Genomic DNA, 17,359 nt, shown 5'->3' with positions numbered 1-17,359 from the left:
AAGGGAACGTGCGGCTTCGTTCAAAGGATTGTCCGATTTGTTCAAGCTCCAACCGCCGGAAGACTCGTAGCTTCCCCCGTCCCGCACTGACGGGATCAACAATGACGCGCTGCACCACCATCCGATCGCATGACGGGTGGGGAAGATCGTGCGCACTCAAAAATCACCGAGGAGGAAAGAATGGCGGAAGCCCTGACCAAGTCCAATGGAAGTAACGGTTCGCATGGAACAGCGAGGTTCGATGCCGTGGTTGTCGGAGCCGGCGTCGCCGGGCTCTATCAGCTCTATCGTCTGCGCGAGCAGGGATTGAGCGTCAGGGCGATCGACGCCGCGTCAGGCGTCGGCGGCACGTGGTATTGGAATCGATATCCCGGCGCGCGCTTCGACTCCGAGGCCTACATCTATCAGTATCTTTTCTCCGAGGAGCTCTACAAGGATTGGAGCTGGAGCGAGAAGTTTCCGGGCCAGCCCGAAATCGAACGCTGGATGAACTACGTCGCCGACCGTCTCGATCTGCGCAAGGACATCCAGTTCAGCACGGCGGTCAAGAGCGCGCATTTCAACGAGGTCACGCAGCGCTGGCTGGTCACGACCGACCGGGGCGACGTGATCGACGCCCAGTTTCTAGTCACCTGCTGCGGCATGCTGTCGGCTCCCTACGTATCCTTTCCGGGGCAGGAGACTTTCAAGGGACAGTTGTTCCATACGGCGCGCTGGCCGGAGCAGCCTGTCGACCTCGCAGGCAAGCGCGTCGGAGTCATCGGCAACGGTGCGACCGGCATCCAGGTCATCCAGACGATCGCCGGCGATGTCGGCCATCTCAAGGTGTTCATCCGCACGCCGCAATACATCATCCCGATGAAGAATCCGAAATTTGGAGCCGCGGAGGCCGAGGACTACAAGTCGAGATTCAAGTCGCTCACGGAGCGCCTGCCGCGCACCTTCACCGGCTTTGAATACGACTTCGAGCACGCCTGGGCAGACCTCACGCCGGAGCGCCGCCGGGCGGTGATCGAGGATTGCTGGAATGACGGTTCCCTGAAACTATGGATATCCTCGTTCGCCGAGCTGTTCTTCGACCCGGAGGTGAATGCCGAGATCTCGGAATTCGTGCGCGGGAAGATGCGCGAACGGCTCGGGGATCCGAAACTGTGCGATGCGTTGATTCCGGCCGAATATGGCTTCGGAACGCACCGTGTACCGCTCGAGCAGAACTTCCTCGAGGTCTTCCATCGTCCCAACGTCGAGATCGTCAGCGTCAAGAGCAATCCGATCGAACGCGTAACGCCGCAGGGCATTCAGACCGCTGACGGTACGGTCCATGAGCTGGATGTCATTGTCCTTGCAACCGGCTTCGACGCCGGCACCGGTGCCTTGACGCGCATCGATATCAGGGGGCGCGACGGTCGATCGCTGAGGGAGGACTGGGGCAGGGACATCCGCACCACGATGGGCCTGCAGGTTCATGGCTATCCCAACCTGTTCACGACCGCCGTTCCGCTCGCTCCGTCGGCCGCGCTGTGCAACATGACCACGTGCCTGCAGCAGCAGGTCGAATGGATCGATGACTGCATCAGGTACATGCGCAGCAAGGATCTGAAGGTGGTCGAGCCGACAAAGGACGCCCAGGACAGCTGGGTGGCCCATCACGACGAGATCGCGAACGCGACGCTGATCGCGAAGACCAATTCCTGGTACCTGGGCTCGAACGTCGAAGGCAAGCCGCGCCGTGTCCTGTCGTATTGCGGCGGCGTCGGCGCGTATCGGCAGAAGTGCGACGAGGTCGCGGTGAATGGTTACGAGGGCTTCGTGATGCAATGAGCGCTCGCGGCGCGAGCGTCGACCACATCAATCAATCCAGCACGGGAGGACGATCATGATCATGAATTTTGGCGCGACGGCAGATGCCGTTCTCGACGGCGTCGTCACGTCCACGCCGCGCGTGCCCGGCGTTGTCGCGATGGTGACGGACCGCCGGCGCAACATCTATGAGGGCGCAGCCGGCAAACGCCATCTCGATCAGCCGGCGGACATGACCACCGACAGCGTCTTTGCCCTTTTCTCCACGACCAAGGCGATTACCGGCACGGCCGTTCTGCAACTCGTCGAGGAGGGCAAGCTCGATCTTGATGCACCCGCGAAGCGCTATGCGAACGAGATCGGAAAGCTGCAGGTGATCGAGGGCTTCGATGCAGCGGGCGAGCCGATCCTGCGTGCACCGAAGCGCGATATCACCACGCGCATGCTGATGACCCACACGGCGGGCCTGAGCTACGATTTCATCAACCACACCTATAACCGACTGGCCCAGGAGAAGGGTCAGCCCAGCGTGATCACCGCGACCAAGGCCTGCTTGATGACCCCGCTGCTGTTCGATCCCGGTGAGCGCTGGGACTATGGGACAAATCTCGACTGGTGCGGCCAGATCGTCGAGGCCATCACGGGCAAGCGACTCGGTGAAGTCTTCAAGACGCGCATCTTCGAACCGCTCGGGATCAAGGACATGACCTTCGAGCTGACCGACGCGATGCGCCGGAAACTGGCCGGCATCCACGCGCGAAACGCCGACGGGTCGCTGACGCCGATGGATTTCGAGCTTCCGGCAAAGCCCGAAGTCCATATGGGCGGCCACGGCCTGTACGGCACGGTCGGCGACTACATGCGTTTCATCCGCATGTGGCTGAATGACGGGGCTGGCGAGCACGGCCGCGTGCTGAAAGCCGAAACCGTGCGGATGGCGGAAAAGAACCATATGGGCGACAAGAAGGTAACGCCGATCACAGGCGTCATCCCGTCGCTTTGCAACGACGCGGAATTCTTTCCGGGTCAATCCAAATCCTGGGCGCTGAGCTTCATGGTCAACGACGAGGAAGCCCCGACGGGACGTCCCGCCGGCGCGCTGGGCTGGGCCGGGCTCGCCAACCTGTTCTACTGGATCGATCGGCAGAACAACGTCGGCGGGTTCTGGGCCACCCAGATTCTGCCCTTCGGCGATCCGACATCGTTCATCGGCTATATGAACTTCGAGACGGCGTTCTACCAGAGCCTGAGGCAGCGCTTGGCAAGCTAGGACCATGATGCGAGGGTGGCCTCGTCGCTGTCGACCGAGGCCATTCTCTCTCGATCGTCAAACGTGACCGAGCAATGCCCTAGCCCCGCCCGCGATACGGCGCGACGCCTTGCTCGGGCACCCACAGGCCCTTCGGCACGCGCCCGGTCTGCCAGAACACGTCGATCGGAATCCCGCCGCGCGGATACCAGTAGCCTCCGATGCGCAGCCATTTCGGCTTGATCTCGCTGGCGATACGCTTGCCGATCATCACGGTGCAGTCCTCGTGGAAGGCGCCGTGATTGCGGAAGCTGGCGATGTAGAGCTTGAGGGACTTCGACTCCAGCAGCCACGCACCCGGCGCGTAGTCGATCATCAGATGCGCGAAGTCAGGCTGGCCCGTGACCGGGCAGAGCGAGGTGAATTCCGGCACGGTGAAGCGCACCAGGTAATCGGTGCCCTTTTGCGGATTGGGCACGCGGTCGAGCTGGGCTTGTTCCGGTGTATGCGGCCACTCGACCGCCCGGCCGAGCTGGAGGGGTTTCTTCGCCATCGTCGTCACATCCTGTTTCGGGTGCCGGGATGGACGCAAATGCCGCTGCCGTCAACCGCTCGCGATCGTCTGGATCATGACGATCCGGTCGTTGCCGGACTCGCAGCCCCAGAGTTCGCCCGGCCTGCCATCGAGCTGGCGCACATTGGCGTTGGCCTTGTCGCTGACGAACACGTTGAACCGCTCGGTGGTGGGATCGAAGCGCACGATGGCGTTGGCGGAGAAATCCGTGAGCCAGACCTTGTCCTTGTCGTCGACGTAGACGGCGTAGGCGCGGGGGCGTTCGCCCGGCAGCTTCCACGTCTTCCAGGATCGGTCAGCGGGATCGTGCACCGAGACATGGCCGCTGTTCCACTCGCTGACCCAGATCCGCCCCTTCGAATCCGACCAGACGCGCCGCGAGCCCTGGTTCGGCGTCGGCGGCTCGACCACGGTCGCATTGCCGCTCGCGAGGTCGATCCTCGCGATGTGGCTGCCAGCGAGGGAGGCGTACCAGACCTCGCCTTTGGGCGTAACCGTGATGCCGTAGGGACCGATGCCCTTCGGCGCCTTGAACACATTCATTTCGCCAGTCTTCGGCGCGAGCCGGCCGTAATAGCCGGACTGGCCGGTGAACCAATAGGTGCCTTCCTTGTCGAACACGCCAGTGTTGAGATTGGCGTAGGCGAGCTTTTCCGGCAGGCGGAACAGCGTGACCTTGAGATCGCCGGGGTCGACCCGCGCGATCGCGTTCTGGCCGCCCTCGGTGATCCAGGGCGCTCCATCGGGGCCGATGGTCACGCCATGCGGCGCTGCACCCTGGCCGAGGCTCACCGTCTTGAAACTGCCATCCCGGGGATCGAGCCTGCCGAGCAGGCCCTTGCCCTGCGCCGTGAACCAAATCGCGCCGTCAGGAGCGGGCGTGAGATCGTGCAGGCCGACGCCCGGGCTGGCCGGATAGTATTTTGTCCGGAATGGGGCGTCCTGCGCAAACCCTGGGCGGGCGGTGAGCAGCGCGGCGCTCGAAGCAAGAAACTGGCGGCGATTCATGGCGTTACCCCGACTGTTTCAGATTGAGGTTGGGCACGCGGACCAGATGCAGTCGAGCTTAATCTCAGGCGCTTCACGCGTCAGTCGAAGCGGCTCTTCCAAGCGTTCACATTTGCTTGCGGCCCGTGTAAGACCCCCGGCACCGATCAGCCCTAACGAACGGAAGTGAACATCATGACCGCCATCATCGACATCATCGGCCGCGAAATCCTCGATAGCCGGGGCAATCCCACCGTCGAGGTCGATGTCGTGCTGGAGGACGGCGCGCTCGGTCGTGCCGCGGTGCCGTCGGGCGCCTCCACCGGCGCCCATGAGGCCGTGGAACTGCGCGACGGCGACAAGGCCCGCTATCTCGGCAAGGGCGTCTCCAAGGCGGTCGGCGCCGTCAACGGCGAGATCTTCGAGGCCCTGAGCGGCCTCGATGTCGAGCAGCAGGCCCAGCTCGACCAGATCATGATCGATCTCGACGGCACACCGAACAAGAGCCGGCTGGGCGCCAACGCCATCCTCGGCGTCTCGCTCGCCTGCGCCAAGGCTGCCGCGAACTCGCTGGACATGCCGCTCTACCGTTACGTCGGCGGCACCTCGGCGCGCCTTTTGCCGGTGCCGATGATGAACATTATCAACGGCGGCGTGCATGCCGACAACCCGATCGACTTCCAGGAGTTCATGATCCTCCCGGTCGGCGCGTCGAGCTTTGCCGAGGGCCTGCGCTACGGCGCTGAGGTGTTCCACACGCTGAAGTCGGAGCTCAAGAAAGCCGGCCACAACACCAATGTCGGCGACGAGGGCGGCTTTGCGCCGAACCTGCCGTCCGCGGACGCCGCGCTCGACTTCGTCATGAACGCGATCGGCAAGGCCGGCTTGAAGGCGGGCACCGACATCGTGCTCGGCCTCGACTGCGCCTCGACCGAGTTTTTCAAGGACGGCAAATACGTCTATGAAGGCGAGGGCAAGACCCGCTCGATCTCCGAGCAGGCGAAGTATCTTGCAGACCTGGTCTCGCGCTATCCGATTGTGACCATCGAGGACGGCATGTCGGAAGACGACATGGACGGCTGGAAGGAGCTCACCGACCTCATCGGCAGGAAGTGCCAGCTGGTCGGCGACGACCTCTTCGTCACCAACGTCAAGCGCCTCGCCGAAGGCATCAAGGCCGGCCGCGCCAACTCGATCCTGATCAAGGTCAACCAGATCGGCACGCTGACCGAGACGCTGGCCGCCGTCGAAATGGCGCACAAGGCCGGCTACACCTCGGTGATGTCGCACCGCTCCGGCGAGACCGAGGATTCCACCATCGCCGACCTCGCGGTCGCCACCAACTGCGGCCAGATCAAGACCGGCTCCCTTGCGCGGTCCGACCGCACCGCCAAATACAACCAGCTCCTGCGCATCGAGCAGCAGCTCGGCAAGCAGGCGCTCTACGGCGGCAAGGCGGCATTGAAGGCGCTGGCATAAGCCGGCGCTTCGACCGCGAAAAGACGGACAGGGAGGTTCGACATGAGCGACGGCAAGACCGGACTGCAGTTGCGTTCGCTGCTGAAGAAGAGCGGCGAGCTGGAATTGTCCCTCGTGAATGTCCCGACGCCGGAGCCGGCCGACGATGAGGTCGTGGTTCGCGTCGAAGCCACGCCGATCAACCCGTCCGACCTCGGGCTCCTGATCGGGGCGGCCGACATGTCGGCCGCCAAGGCCTCCGGCACCAGGGAGATGCCGGTCATCACCGCCACAATGCCGGAGGCGGCGATGCGGATGATGGCGGCCAGGTTCGATCAGTCGTTGCCGGTCGGCAATGAGGGCGCGGGCACGGTGATCCGGACCGGATCGTCGGACGCGGCGAAAGCGCTGATGGGCAAGACGGTGTCGATGATCGGCGGTGGGATGTACACGCAGTACCGCGTGCTCAAGGTCCGCGACGTCATGGAGCTGCCGGCGGGCACCACGGCTGCGGACGGCGCGTCCTGGTTCGTCAATCCGCTGACGGCGCTCGGCATGACCGAGACGATGCGGCGGGAGAACCACAAGGCGCTCGTGCATACGGCCGCCGCCTCCAATCTCGGCCAGATGCTCAACAAGATCTGCATCAAGGACGGCATCGGCCTCGTCAACATCGTCAGGAACAAGGAGCAGGCCGACATCCTGCACAAGATCGGCGCCAAGTACGTCGTGGATTCCAGCGCGCCTGATTTCATGGACGACCTCACCAACGCGCTGGTCGAGACCGGCGCCACGATCGCCTTCGACGCGATCGGCGGCGGCAAGCTGGCGAGCCAGATTCTGACCGCCATGGAAATCGCGGCCAACAAGACCGCGAAGGAATACAGCCGCTACGGCTCCAACGTGTACAAGCAGGTCTACATCTATGGCAGCCTCGACACGCGCCCGACCGAGCTGAACCGCTCGTTCGGCCTGAGCTGGGGCGTCGGCGGCTGGCTGCTGACGCCGTTCCTTCAGAAGATCGGCCCGGCCGAGATCGGCCGCCTGCGCCAGCGCGTGGCGGCCGAGCTGAAGACCACCTTCGCCAGCCATTACACCAAGGTGGTGTCGCTTCCCGAGGCGCTCGATCCCGCCAACATCGCAGCATACGCCAAACGCGCCACCGGCGAAAAATTCCTCATCAACCCGAATAAATAATCGTGACCTGCGACGGCGCGTCACCGAAAGCGGAAAATCGCAAGTTTGGGACGCGAACATCTCCATGCCGCGTTACGCTACATTCGGCCAGGCTTGATCGACTTGTTCAAGCCTGCGCAGTTGGGCGAACGACGATCTCACTGACATCTATGCTATCGGGTTGAGCTATTGCGAAAGCGATCGCTTCTGCGATGGCGCTCGCTGGAATTGCCAGCGACTTCATGCTTGCTTGCCCTTGCTCCCGTAGCGCGGAATCCGTCATGGAAGATGGAAGCTCGGTGTCCACATAACCGGGTGAGATGGTCGTCACCCGAAGAGATGGCCCAGCCTCTTGACGAAGGCCTTCGGAAATCGCTCTGACGGCGTTCTTCGATCCCGCGTAGACGGCCATCGTCGGAACAATCTTGAGGCCCGCAGTCGACAGTGTGTTGACGAAATGACCGAAGCCCTGACGGCGGAAGATCGGCAACGCCGCTGCGATTCCATAAAGCACGCCCTTCACGTTTACGTCGATCATGTTTTCCCAGTCGTCGACCCTCAGATCGTCCAGACGAGAAATCGGCGCAATCCCCGCATTGTTGATCAGGACGTCCAGCTTTCCATGTTGCTCTATCGCGCGTTCGACGAGCCTTGCGACATCGTTTCGTCGTCTGACGTCGGTGACGAGACAGGACGCCTGTCCTCCGTTGGACGCGATGCTCGCGGCCAGCATTTCGAGCCTGTCCGCGCGCCTTGCGCCGAGTATCACGATAGCGCCGCTGGCTGCGAGGTGCCGGGCGGTCGCTGCGCCAATTCCACTGCTGGCTCCCGTAATGGCGATGACCTTGCCTGCGATACCTGTCATGGGTGTTCCATCCAACTCGTTTGCCAGATGAATTTCGCATCGGGAACGAGGATGATCTATGCTCGGAGTGCTCGAAAATCGTCGAGATCGGATCAAGCCTTTGGATCAAGCTCTGGACCCTCTTTCTCAAGTCTTCTCTCTTTTGAACATTCGTGCCGGGCGTTGCACGAGGTTCGAGGCGGGTGGCCATTGGTCGTATCGGTTTCCGGCCAAGCCCGCCCTGAAGTTCGGTGCGGTCATCCAAGGTGACTGCTGGATCGATTTTGGCGACGAAGCACGCCACCCGCTTGCCAGCGGCGACTGTTTTCTTCTGGCCAACGCCCCGGCCTATGTTCTGGCCAATGACGAAGGCTTGGCTCCCGAAGACGGGATCGCTGCGTTCGATTGGATCCGTTCGGACGTCGCTCGTCACGGGGGCAATGACACGGTTCTGCTTGCCGGCAGTTTCACCTTTGAGGCGTCAGACGCCGAATTTTTGCTCGACTCATTGCCACGCTTTCTGCTCATTCCGTCGCACCGTCAGTCGGCATCCGTCATTCACTCCACACTCCACATTCTCGATCTCGAAATCAGGAAAACACAGATCGGCGCGGCCGTCCTCACCGACAGGCTCGTCGATATCCTGCTCGTCCAGGTGTTCCGCGCGGCGCTGGACCAGCGCACCGGCGAAGGGTTCGGATGGATCGGCGCGCTGATGGATGCGAGGATCGGCAAGGCAATCAGGCTGATGCACGAGGACGTCGCCCACCCCTGGACCTTGGAGGCACTGGCCAACGCGGTGGCGATGTCGCGATCCGTGTTCTCGAAGAGATTCAGGTTGCTGGTGGGGCGGACGCCGCTCGACTATCTCCTTCAGTGGCGAATGCGGCTTGCGCGCGATCTGCTGCGACGTGGATCGACCGTTTCAGCTACGGCCTCGCAAGTGGGGTACTCTTCGGAGAGCGCTTTCGGACATGCCTTCAAGCGCGTGCATGGCCATGCGCCGAAGCGATATTGGCGTCGAACTATCGATCCCTGATGCGTCGGACGACAGTACGGCTTAAGACCGACGGGCAGCCAACTCGCGCGGCGCGGCCGCCGCACCGGGGCCCACACGGCGCCGGTGCACACTAAACGCGCAACCCGCGAAAAAATTCCCCATCGCCCTAAATAAATAATCGTGACGAGCGACGGCATGTCACCGAGGGAAGGACTTGCCTTCTGAGCGAAGCGGGAGATTATTCCGCCGCCATTTGAAGCGGAAAAACCGCAAGGCGCTCAGAAGGGACATTTTCATGACCGATCTCAATCGCCGTCACCTGCTCGCAGGCGCCGCCGCCATGGGCGCGGCGGCCGTCACCGGGCTTGGCCCCATCGCCGCCAATGCCGCAGCGCCGCAAGCCGGGACGCAGGCGCCGGGCTTCTATCGCTACAAGGTCGGCAGTTTCGAATGCACCTCGATCAATGACGGCGCTCGCACCTTCCCGATGCCGGACAAGTTCGTAGCGAACATTCCGAAGGAAGAGGCGCTGGCGGCCGGCGAGGCGGCCTACATGCCGAAGGGCATGGTCACTGTGCCGTTCAACCCGCAGCTCATCAACACCGGCTCCAAGCTGGTGCTGATCGATACCGGCAATGGCATTGCGAATTTCGAGGCGAGCAAGGGCGCGGTCGGCCGCACGCTGCAAAACCTTCAGGCCGCCGGCGTCGACCCCAAGAACGTCGATGTCGTGCTGCTGTCGCATCTGCACCCCGACCATACCAACGGCATCCGTTTGGCCGACGGCGCGCTGGCCTTCCCGAATGCGGAGATCATGGTGCCGGGCAAGGACTGGGAGTTCTGGACCAGCGCGGACAACACCGCCAAGGCCGAGTCCAATCCGATGATGAAGAACTACTTCGCCAACGTGAAGAAGACCTTCGCCGGCCTGGAGTCCAAGGTGACGAAGTACGAGTGGGGCAAGGAGGTCGCGCCCGGCATCACTTCCATCGCGACGCCCGGCCACACGCCGGGGCACACCTCCTTCGCGATCGCATCGGGCGATGCGAAGGTGCTGATCCAGTCCGACGTCACCAACATCCCGGAATTCTTCCTGCGCAATCCGGACTGGCACGTGATGTTCGACAACGATGCCGCGATGGCGCAGGCGACGCGCCACAAGTTCTACGACATGGCGGCGGCGGAGAAGGCAACCGTGATCGGCTTCCACTTCAACTTCCCCTCGGTCGGCCATGTCGAGAAGGACGGCGCCAAATATCGCCTGATCCCGTCGGCGTGGAATCCGACGATCTGATCTGCACGCGACGTCTGCGCGAACCATCGGGCCGCCGCTTGGCGGCCCGATTTGTTCGGGCTGCATTCGCGAAACGCAGCGTTTCCAAATTGGGCCGGTTCATGCACTTGCATCCATCGGCCCGGATGGCTTAAGTGCCTTCCGGGCGCTCCCGCTCAAGCCCTCAAGGACATTTCATGGCCTACAACATCGTCACGATCGCCGGCAGCCTGCGCAAGGACAGCTTCTCGCTCAAGATCGCCAATGCGCTCGCCAAGCTGGCGCCTGGCTCGCTCAAGCTCGAGGTCGTCACGCCGGCAGGCATCTCGTTCTTCAACCAGGACCTCGAGGGCGCGCCGCCCGCGGACTGGCTCGCCTTCCGAGAGAAGCTCCAGAAATCGAACGGCGTCCTGTTCGTCACGCCCGAATACAACCGCTCGATCCCGGGCGTCCTCAAGAACGCCATCGACGTTGCCTCGCGGCCCTACGGCAAGAGCTCGTTCCTCGGCAAGCCGGTCGGCATCATCTCCAATTCGCCGGGGCTGCTCGGCGGAGTCAGCGCGGCCAAGCATCTGCAGAACATTCTGCCGGGCATTTCCGGTCCGGTTCTCCAGCAGCCGGAAATCTACCTCAGTGGCGTCGGCGACGCCTTCGGCGCGGACGGCAATTTGACCAAGGACTCCCTCAAGACGGTGCTGCAGCAATACATCGACGCGTTCGCTGCGCATGTGGCGAAAAATCAGGGCTGAGGTCTAAGCCAAGGCTGCTCAACTCTCCGTCATGCCCGGGCTTGTCCCGGCCATGACGGGATAGTGTGCCTCGTTTCGGCAATTAGCACTCCCTTAACCAACCTGTCCCATCCTGCCAGGATGGTCTCCCGCGCCCGCCTGAAATCGATCCTGACTGGCCTTGCCCTCTATGCGATGGCGGCGGCCATCGTCGGCTATTTCGGCGTCAACGCCTATACCGGCAAATACGGCCTCACCGCGCGCCAGGAGCTCGACCAGGAGATCATCGCGCTGACCAGCGAGTTGGCCCAGCTCAAACGCGAGCGTGCCAGGAGCGAACAGCGGGTCTCGCTGCTGCGGTCCGAGAAGATCGACCCCGACATGCTGGACGAGCGGGCGCGCTTCCAGCTCGACTATGTCAATCCGCGCGATCTCGTTCGGATGATCCCAGCGCACTAGCGCATGATCCGGAAAAGTGTGCAGCGGTTTTCCCTCGCGACAAGCGCGGGACACGTTTGCGCGGAGATCATGCTCAAACAGACACCTAAAGCGCCATGACGCTTCGTCCCAATCTCATCGCGCTTTAGCGCATCCGCAGCTTTCGAAAGCGGTATCGAAAGCCGCCGCCGAAATCCGACATGCGGGTCTCAATTGCAGCGAAAGTCGTAGGCCTGGAACCCGGACGGCCGCCTTGACGGCCGCGCCGCAACGGGCGCATGGCTTCTGTTGTCCCTGGTTGACGCAGATCAACGGGGCAGCACCGGCAGTTTCTAGACTGCCATCCGGAGGAAACCGTGATGAATGGGTCAATGCCCCGGCATCACGCGGCCCGTGTCGAGGCCGCCATCGCGTCAGGCCAGGCGGCTCGGTCCGCGCTCGTGGCCTCGTGGCGTCGTTCCTCCAGATTGCATCATCTCGATCCCGGCGGCCGCACCGCGCCGATGCGGCTGACCGAAGCCGAGCTGCACCGGGCGCGTGAACGTATCGCGCCGCTTCTGGCCGCGGCGCAAGGCGCGATGGATCGGCTGTATCAGGCCGTCGGCGCCGCGGGCTGCTGCGTGCTGCTCGCCGACGGCGATGGCGTGCCGGTCGATCGCCGCGGCACGGTGGCGGACGACGCGACGTTTCAGTCTTGGGGTCTGTGGACGGGGGCGCTCTGGAGTGAGGAGCACGAGGGCACCAACGGCATCGGCACCTGCCTCGTCGAGCAGCGTCCGCTGACGATCGATCGCGACCAGCATTTCTTTGCCCGCAATACGCTTCTGAGCTGCACCGCCGTTCCGATCTACGACCATGAGGCGGCGCTCGCGGGCGTGCTCGACGTCTCCTCCTGCCGCGCCGACCGCACCGACGCCTTCGCCAGCCTGATCGCGCTCGCGACCGGCGAGGCGGCCAAGCGTATCGAGGCCGACCTGTTTCGAAAGGCTTTTGCCAACGCCCGCATCGTGCTGACGCAGGCTGCGGACGGAAGTTGCAGTGGCCTCGTTGCGGTCGATGCGGACGATCTCGTGATCGGCGCGACCCGCTCCGCCCGGGTGGCGCTCGGAATCGCGCCCGGCCGGGCCTTGCAGCCGGTGCCTGCCGCCGACCTTCTCGGCGGCGATACCGCACGCGATCACCTTGCCGGCGGCCAGCGCGCGGTGTTGCAGCGCGCGCTGCTCCGCGCCGGCGGCAATGTATCCGCGGCCGCCAAGGCCCTCGGCGTCAGCCGCGCCACGCTGCACAGGAAGCTCAAGCGGTTCGAGCTGAACCACTGAGCCGCGCTGTTTCGTCAATCGCAGTGACGGGCTGGCCCACGACTGTCGCAGAACTGCGACAGGTCCGCCCCACCATGGCTCCCGTCCGGGCTGACAGAGAACACCTCCCGCATCATCGTCGGCGCAAGTCGTGAACACACGACGACAAGCGCAAGCAGCAAACATCGGGAGTGAGCAATGAACAAGGTGGAATTCCTCAGCGTCACCAAAGTTCCTTTTGCCGAACGCTACGACAATTTCATCGGCGGCAAGTTCGTGGCGCCGATCTCCGGCAAGTATTTCGACAATGCCTCGCCGGTGACCGGCCAGGTCGTCTGCAAGATTGCGCGGTCCGACGCGCAGGACGTCGAGGCGGCGCTCGACGCGGCGCATGCCGCCAAGGCCGCCTGGGGCCGCACCAGCGTCGCCGAACGCTCCGCGGTCCTGAACCGGATCGCCGACCGCATGGAGGAGAATCTCGAGCGCCTTGCGATTGCCGAGACCTGGGACAACGGCAAGCCGATCCGCGAGACCCGCGCCGCCGACCTGCCGCTCGCGATCGATCACTTCCGCTATTTCGCCGGCGTCGTCCGCGCCCAGGAAGGCTCGATCGGCGAGATCGATCACGACACCATCGCCTATCATTTCCACGAGCCGCTCGGCGTGGTGGGTCAGATCATTCCCTGGAACTTCCCGCTGCTGATGGCCTGCTGGAAGCTCGCCCCGGCGCTTGCCGCCGGCAATTGCGTCGTGCTCAAGCCTGCCGAGCAGACGCCCGCCTCGATCATGGTCTGGGCCGAGATCATTGCCGACATCCTGCCGCCCGGTGTTCTCAACATCGTCAACGGCTTTGGCCTCGAGGCTGGCAAGCCGCTGGCGTCCAGCCCGCGCATCGCCAAGATCGCCTTCACCGGTGAGACCACGACGGGCCGGCTGATCATGCAGTACGCCAGTCAGAACCTCATTCCGGTCACGCTGGAGCTCGGTGGTAAGTCGCCGAACATCTTCTTCAAGGACGTCATCGCCGAAGACGATGACTTCTTCGACAAGGCAATCGAAGGTTTCGTCATGTTCGCGCTGAACCAGGGCGAGGTCTGCACCTGCCCGAGCCGGGCGCTGGTCCACGCGGATATCTATGACCGCTTCATGGAGCGGGCGCTGAAGCGCGTGGCCGCGATCGAGCAGGGCGATCCTCGCGATCCCACGACCATGATCGGCGCTCAGGCATCCAGCGAGCAGCTGTCCAAGATCCTCTCCTACATCGACATCGGCAAGCAGGAGGGCGCCAAGGTGCTGGCCGGCGGCGGCCGTGCCGAGCTCGCGGGCGATCTCGCCGGCGGCTTCTACGTCCAGCCGACCGTGTTCGAGGGCCACAACAAGATGCGAATCTTCCAGGAGGAGATTTTCGGCCCCGTCGTCTCGGTCACGACCTTCAGGACTGACGAGGAAGCGCTCGCGATCGCCAACGACACGCTCTACGGCTTAGGTGCCGGCGTCTGGAGTCGCGACGCCAATCGCTGCTACCGCTTCGGCCGGGATATCCAGGCCGGCCGGGTCTGGACCAACTGCTACCATGCCTATCCCGCGCATGCGGCCTTCGGCGGCTACAAGCAGTCGGGCGTCGGGCGCGAGACCCACAAGATGATGCTCGATCACTATCAGCAGACCAAGAACCTCCTGGTCAGCTATAGCCCGAAGAAGCTCGGCTTCTTCTGATGAGGGATGTGCCGCTCAGGAGGCCGTCATGCCCGGGCTTGTCCCGGGCATCCACGTCCTCCGTGCCGCGGGGCAAGGCGTGGATGGCCGGGACGAGCCCGGCCATGACGTCGCGGAAGCTGCAGCGCCCCATTCGTGCGACGAGTATTCGACCGGCAGGATTCTGTTGGTTCGCAGGTTCTTGTCCGCTCACGAATCCGCGCGCGCCCATGCGCGCATAGATTTGTTGCCCGATCGGCGCCAAAGATTTTGCAATATTTCGATCAGGTTGCAGTGCGGCATAATGAAAGGCGTGTCATGCTGCCGCGGTGCTTTCGCACGCGGTTGACTTGGGTTAGAGAGGGCGAAAGTTTTCTCTGACCCGGAATTCCTATGGCCGCACCCAAGAAAGCCGCCGCGAGCACTCCACAGGACAGGACCGACGGCGGTTCGCCTCCGGAATTCACCAGGGAGCAGGAGCTCAAGGCGCTCCGCGACATGCTCCTGATCCGTCGGTTCGAGGAAAAGGCAGGCCAGCTCTACGGCATGGGCGCGATCGGCGGCTTCTGCCATCTCTACATTGGCCAGGAGGCCGTGGTGGTCGGCATGCAGATGGCGCTGAAGCAGGGCGACCAGGTCATTACGGGCTATCGCGATCACGGCCACATGCTTGCCACCGGCATGGACGCCAACGGCGTCATGGCCGAGCTCACGGGCCGCCGCGGCGGCTACTCCAAGGGCAAGGGCGGCTCCATGCACATGTTCAGCAAGGAGAAGCACTTTTACGGCGGGCACGGCATCGTCGGCGCCCAGGTCTCGCTCGGCACCGGTCTTGCCTTCGCCAATCGCTATCGCGGCAATGACAATGTCAGCATTACCTATTTCGGCGACGGCGCGGCCAACCAGGGTCAGGTCTACGAGAGCTTCAACATGGCGGAGCTCTGGAAGCTGCCGGTGATCTACGTCATCGAGAACAACCGCTACGCCATGGGCACCGCGGTCTCGCGCGCCTCGGCGCAGCAGGATTTTTCCAAGCGCGGCGTCTCCTTCAACATCCCCGGCAAGCAGGTCGACGGCATGGACGTCCGTGCCGTGAAGGCGGCGGGCGAGGAGGCGGCGGCCTGGTGCCGCGCGGGCAAGGGTCCCTTCATCCTGGAGATGCAGACCTACCGCTATCGCGGTCATTCGATGTCCGACCCTGCAAAATATCGCACGCGCGAGGAGGTCGAGAAGGTCCGCCACGATCAGGATCCGATCGAGCAGGTGCGTAACCGCCTCCTGGCGGCGAAGGTCAGCGAGCAGGATCTGAAGGCGATCGATGCCGAGGTGCGCGACATCGTCAACGCCGCCGCCGATTTCGCCCAGCACGATCCCGAGCCGGATGCCGCCGAGCTCTGGACTGACGTTTACCGCTGAACGCGCGCAAGCTTTCTTTTGGAGTTGATATGCCAATTCAAGTGCTGATGCCGGCGCTGTCGCCCACGATGGAGAAGGGCAACCTCGCCAAATGGCTGAAGAAAGAGGGCGAGACGATCAAGTCCGGCGACGTCATCGCCGAGATCGAGACCGATAAGGCCACCATGGAGGTCGAGGCGACCGACGAAGGCACGCTCGGCAAGATCCTGATCCCCGAGGGCACCGCCGACGTTGCCGTGAACACGCCGATCGCCACCATTCTCGCCGACGGCGAGAGCGCCGCCGATCTCGGCAAGGCGTCCGCACCGGCCAAGCAGGAGAAAGCTGCCGAGTCAGCGCCGCCTGCCGCCGCCAAGGCCGAGGCGCCGCAGCCGAAGGCCGCGCCTGCCGCCCCGCAGGCCGTTGCCGAGCCGGATCCGGAAGTACCCGCCGGCACCGAGATGGTGACGCAGACCATCCGCGAAGCGCTGCGCGACGCCATGGCCGAAGAGATGCGCCGCGACGCGGACGTCTTCGTGATGGGCGAAGAGGTCGCCGAATATCAGGGCGCCTACAAGGTGACCCAGGGACTGCTCCAGGAATTCGGCGCCAAGCGCGTCATCGACACCCCGATCACCGAGCACGGATTTGCCGGCGTCGGCGTCGGTGCCGCGATGACCGGCCTGAAGCCGATCGTCGAGTTCATGACCTTCAACTTCGCCATGCAGGCGATCGACCAGATCATCAACTCCGCGGCCAAGACGCTCTACATGTCCGGCGGCCAGATGGGGTGCTCGATCGTATTCCGCGGACCCAATGGTGCGGCCGCGCGCGTTGCCGCCCAGCACAGCCAGGATTACTCGTCCTGGTACTCGCACATTCCGGGCCTGAAAGTGGTCGCGCCGTATTCGGCAGCCGACGCCAAGGGCCTGCTCAAGGCTGCGATCCGCGATCCCAATCCGGTGATCTTCCTCGAGAACGAGGTGCTCTACGGTCACACCGGCGAAGTGCCCAAGCTGGATGATTTCATCATCCCGATCGGCAAGGCGCGCATCGTGCGCTCCGGCAACCACGTCACCATCATCTCCTGGTCGAACGGCATGACCTATGCGCTCAAGGCCGCCGACGAGCTCGCCAAGGACGGCATCGAGGCCGAGGTGATCGACCTGCGCACGCTGCGCCCGATGGACACCGAGACCATCATCAACTCCGTCAAGAAGACCGGCCGTGCGGTCACGGTGGAAGAGGGCTGGGCCCAGAGCGGCGTCGGCGCCGAGATCGCCGCGCGCATCATGGAGAACGCTTTCGACTATCTGGACGCGCCGGTCGCGCGCGTCTCCGGCAGGGACGTCCCGATGCCCTATGCCGCGAACCTTGAGAAGCTCGCGCTGCCTTCGGCGGCGGAAGTCGTCGAGGCCGCCAAAGCCGTCTGCTACAGGTAGAT

15 protein-coding genes are annotated in these 17,359 nt (G+C 63.6%); 12 read left to right on the top strand and 3 right to left on the bottom strand.

All coding sequences use genetic code 11. The features are described 5' to 3' along the window. The first annotated feature begins 180 nt into the window (after positions 1-180). Complete coding sequence (locus ACSHT2_RS04430; protein ID WP_440640541.1) at positions 181-1,821, top strand: flavin-containing monooxygenase; 1,641 nt, start codon at positions 181-183, stop codon at positions 1,819-1,821. 55 nt (positions 1,822-1,876) lie between these two features. Further along, positions 1,877-3,070 (top strand): serine hydrolase domain-containing protein, encoded by a 1,194-nt coding sequence (locus ACSHT2_RS04425; RefSeq protein WP_440640540.1) that lies wholly within the window; start codon positions 1,877-1,879, stop codon positions 3,068-3,070. A 79-nt stretch (positions 3,071-3,149) separates the two neighbouring features. On the opposite strand, the gene queF is transcribed toward ACSHT2_RS04425, so the two are convergent. Beyond that, complete coding sequence (gene queF / locus ACSHT2_RS04420) at positions 3,150-3,602, bottom strand: preQ(1) synthase (protein ID WP_440640539.1); 453 nt, start codon at positions 3,600-3,602, stop codon at positions 3,150-3,152. Positions 3,603-3,653: 51 nt separating this feature from the next. Then, positions 3,654-4,631, bottom strand: coding sequence for a Vgb family protein (locus tag ACSHT2_RS04415; protein WP_440640538.1), 978 nt, complete (start codon positions 4,629-4,631; stop codon positions 3,654-3,656). A 174-nt stretch (positions 4,632-4,805) separates the two neighbouring features. Between ACSHT2_RS04415 and eno the strand changes: the two genes are divergently transcribed. Together eno and ACSHT2_RS04405 are read left to right on the top strand one after the other, a co-directional pair. Continuing rightward, positions 4,806-6,089: a phosphopyruvate hydratase gene (gene eno, locus ACSHT2_RS04410; protein WP_440640537.1), complete on the top strand. Its 1,284-nt coding sequence runs from the start codon at positions 4,806-4,808 to the stop codon at positions 6,087-6,089. A 42-nt stretch (positions 6,090-6,131) separates the two neighbouring features. Then, entirely contained in the window at positions 6,132-7,265 is a 1,134-nt protein-coding gene (locus ACSHT2_RS04405; protein WP_440640536.1) for a zinc-binding dehydrogenase, read from the top strand. Positions 7,266-7,371: 106 nt separating this feature from the next. On the opposite strand, the gene ACSHT2_RS04400 is transcribed toward ACSHT2_RS04405, so the two are convergent. Next, complete coding sequence (locus ACSHT2_RS04400; protein WP_440640535.1) at positions 7,372-8,109, bottom strand: SDR family oxidoreductase; 738 nt, start codon at positions 8,107-8,109, stop codon at positions 7,372-7,374. 58 nt (positions 8,110-8,167) lie between these two features. Here ACSHT2_RS04400 and ACSHT2_RS04395 point away from each other — a divergent pair, with 58 nt between their 5' ends. The 8 genes from ACSHT2_RS04395 to ACSHT2_RS04360 all read left to right on the top strand — a co-directional run bounded on the left by ACSHT2_RS04395 (position 8,168) and on the right by ACSHT2_RS04360 (position 17,357). Next, complete coding sequence (locus ACSHT2_RS04395; RefSeq protein ID WP_440640534.1) at positions 8,168-9,127, top strand: AraC family transcriptional regulator; 960 nt, start codon at positions 8,168-8,170, stop codon at positions 9,125-9,127. A 256-nt stretch (positions 9,128-9,383) separates the two neighbouring features. Further along, positions 9,384-10,382: an MBL fold metallo-hydrolase gene (locus ACSHT2_RS04390; RefSeq protein ID WP_440640533.1), complete on the top strand. Its 999-nt coding sequence runs from the start codon at positions 9,384-9,386 to the stop codon at positions 10,380-10,382. A gap of 176 nt (positions 10,383-10,558) precedes the next feature. Next, positions 10,559-11,110 carry an NADPH-dependent FMN reductase gene (locus tag ACSHT2_RS04385; protein ID WP_440640532.1) on the top strand — a complete coding sequence of 184 codons (552 nt, stop codon included), beginning with the start codon at positions 10,559-10,561 and terminating at the stop codon, positions 11,108-11,110. A 120-nt stretch (positions 11,111-11,230) separates the two neighbouring features. After that, positions 11,231-11,548 (top strand): FtsB family cell division protein, encoded by a 318-nt coding sequence (locus ACSHT2_RS04380; protein ID WP_440640531.1) that lies wholly within the window; start codon positions 11,231-11,233, stop codon positions 11,546-11,548. 338 nt (positions 11,549-11,886) lie between these two features. Further along, positions 11,887-12,846: a GAF domain-containing protein gene (locus ACSHT2_RS04375; protein WP_440640530.1), complete on the top strand. Its 960-nt coding sequence runs from the start codon at positions 11,887-11,889 to the stop codon at positions 12,844-12,846. Between the two features lie 177 nt (positions 12,847-13,023). Further along, on the top strand, positions 13,024-14,541 hold the full coding sequence (adh, locus tag ACSHT2_RS04370; protein ID WP_440640529.1) for an aldehyde dehydrogenase: 1,518 nt from the start codon (positions 13,024-13,026) through the stop codon (positions 14,539-14,541). Positions 14,542-14,913: 372 nt separating this feature from the next. Next, a complete protein-coding gene (gene pdhA / locus ACSHT2_RS04365; protein ID WP_440640528.1) occupies positions 14,914-15,936 on the top strand; it encodes a pyruvate dehydrogenase (acetyl-transferring) E1 component subunit alpha in 1,023 nt (340 codons plus the stop codon). A 29-nt stretch (positions 15,937-15,965) separates the two neighbouring features. Then, complete coding sequence (locus ACSHT2_RS04360) at positions 15,966-17,357, top strand: pyruvate dehydrogenase complex E1 component subunit beta (protein WP_440640527.1); 1,392 nt, start codon at positions 15,966-15,968, stop codon at positions 17,355-17,357. Positions 17,358-17,359 lie beyond the last annotated feature (2 nt).

Source organism: Bradyrhizobium sp. PUT101 (genome assembly GCF_052043945.1).
GTDB lineage: Bacteria > Pseudomonadota > Alphaproteobacteria > Rhizobiales > Xanthobacteraceae > Bradyrhizobium.
Note: the sequence above shows the minus strand (reverse complement) of the source record. Positions and strands in the feature narration are given on the sequence as shown.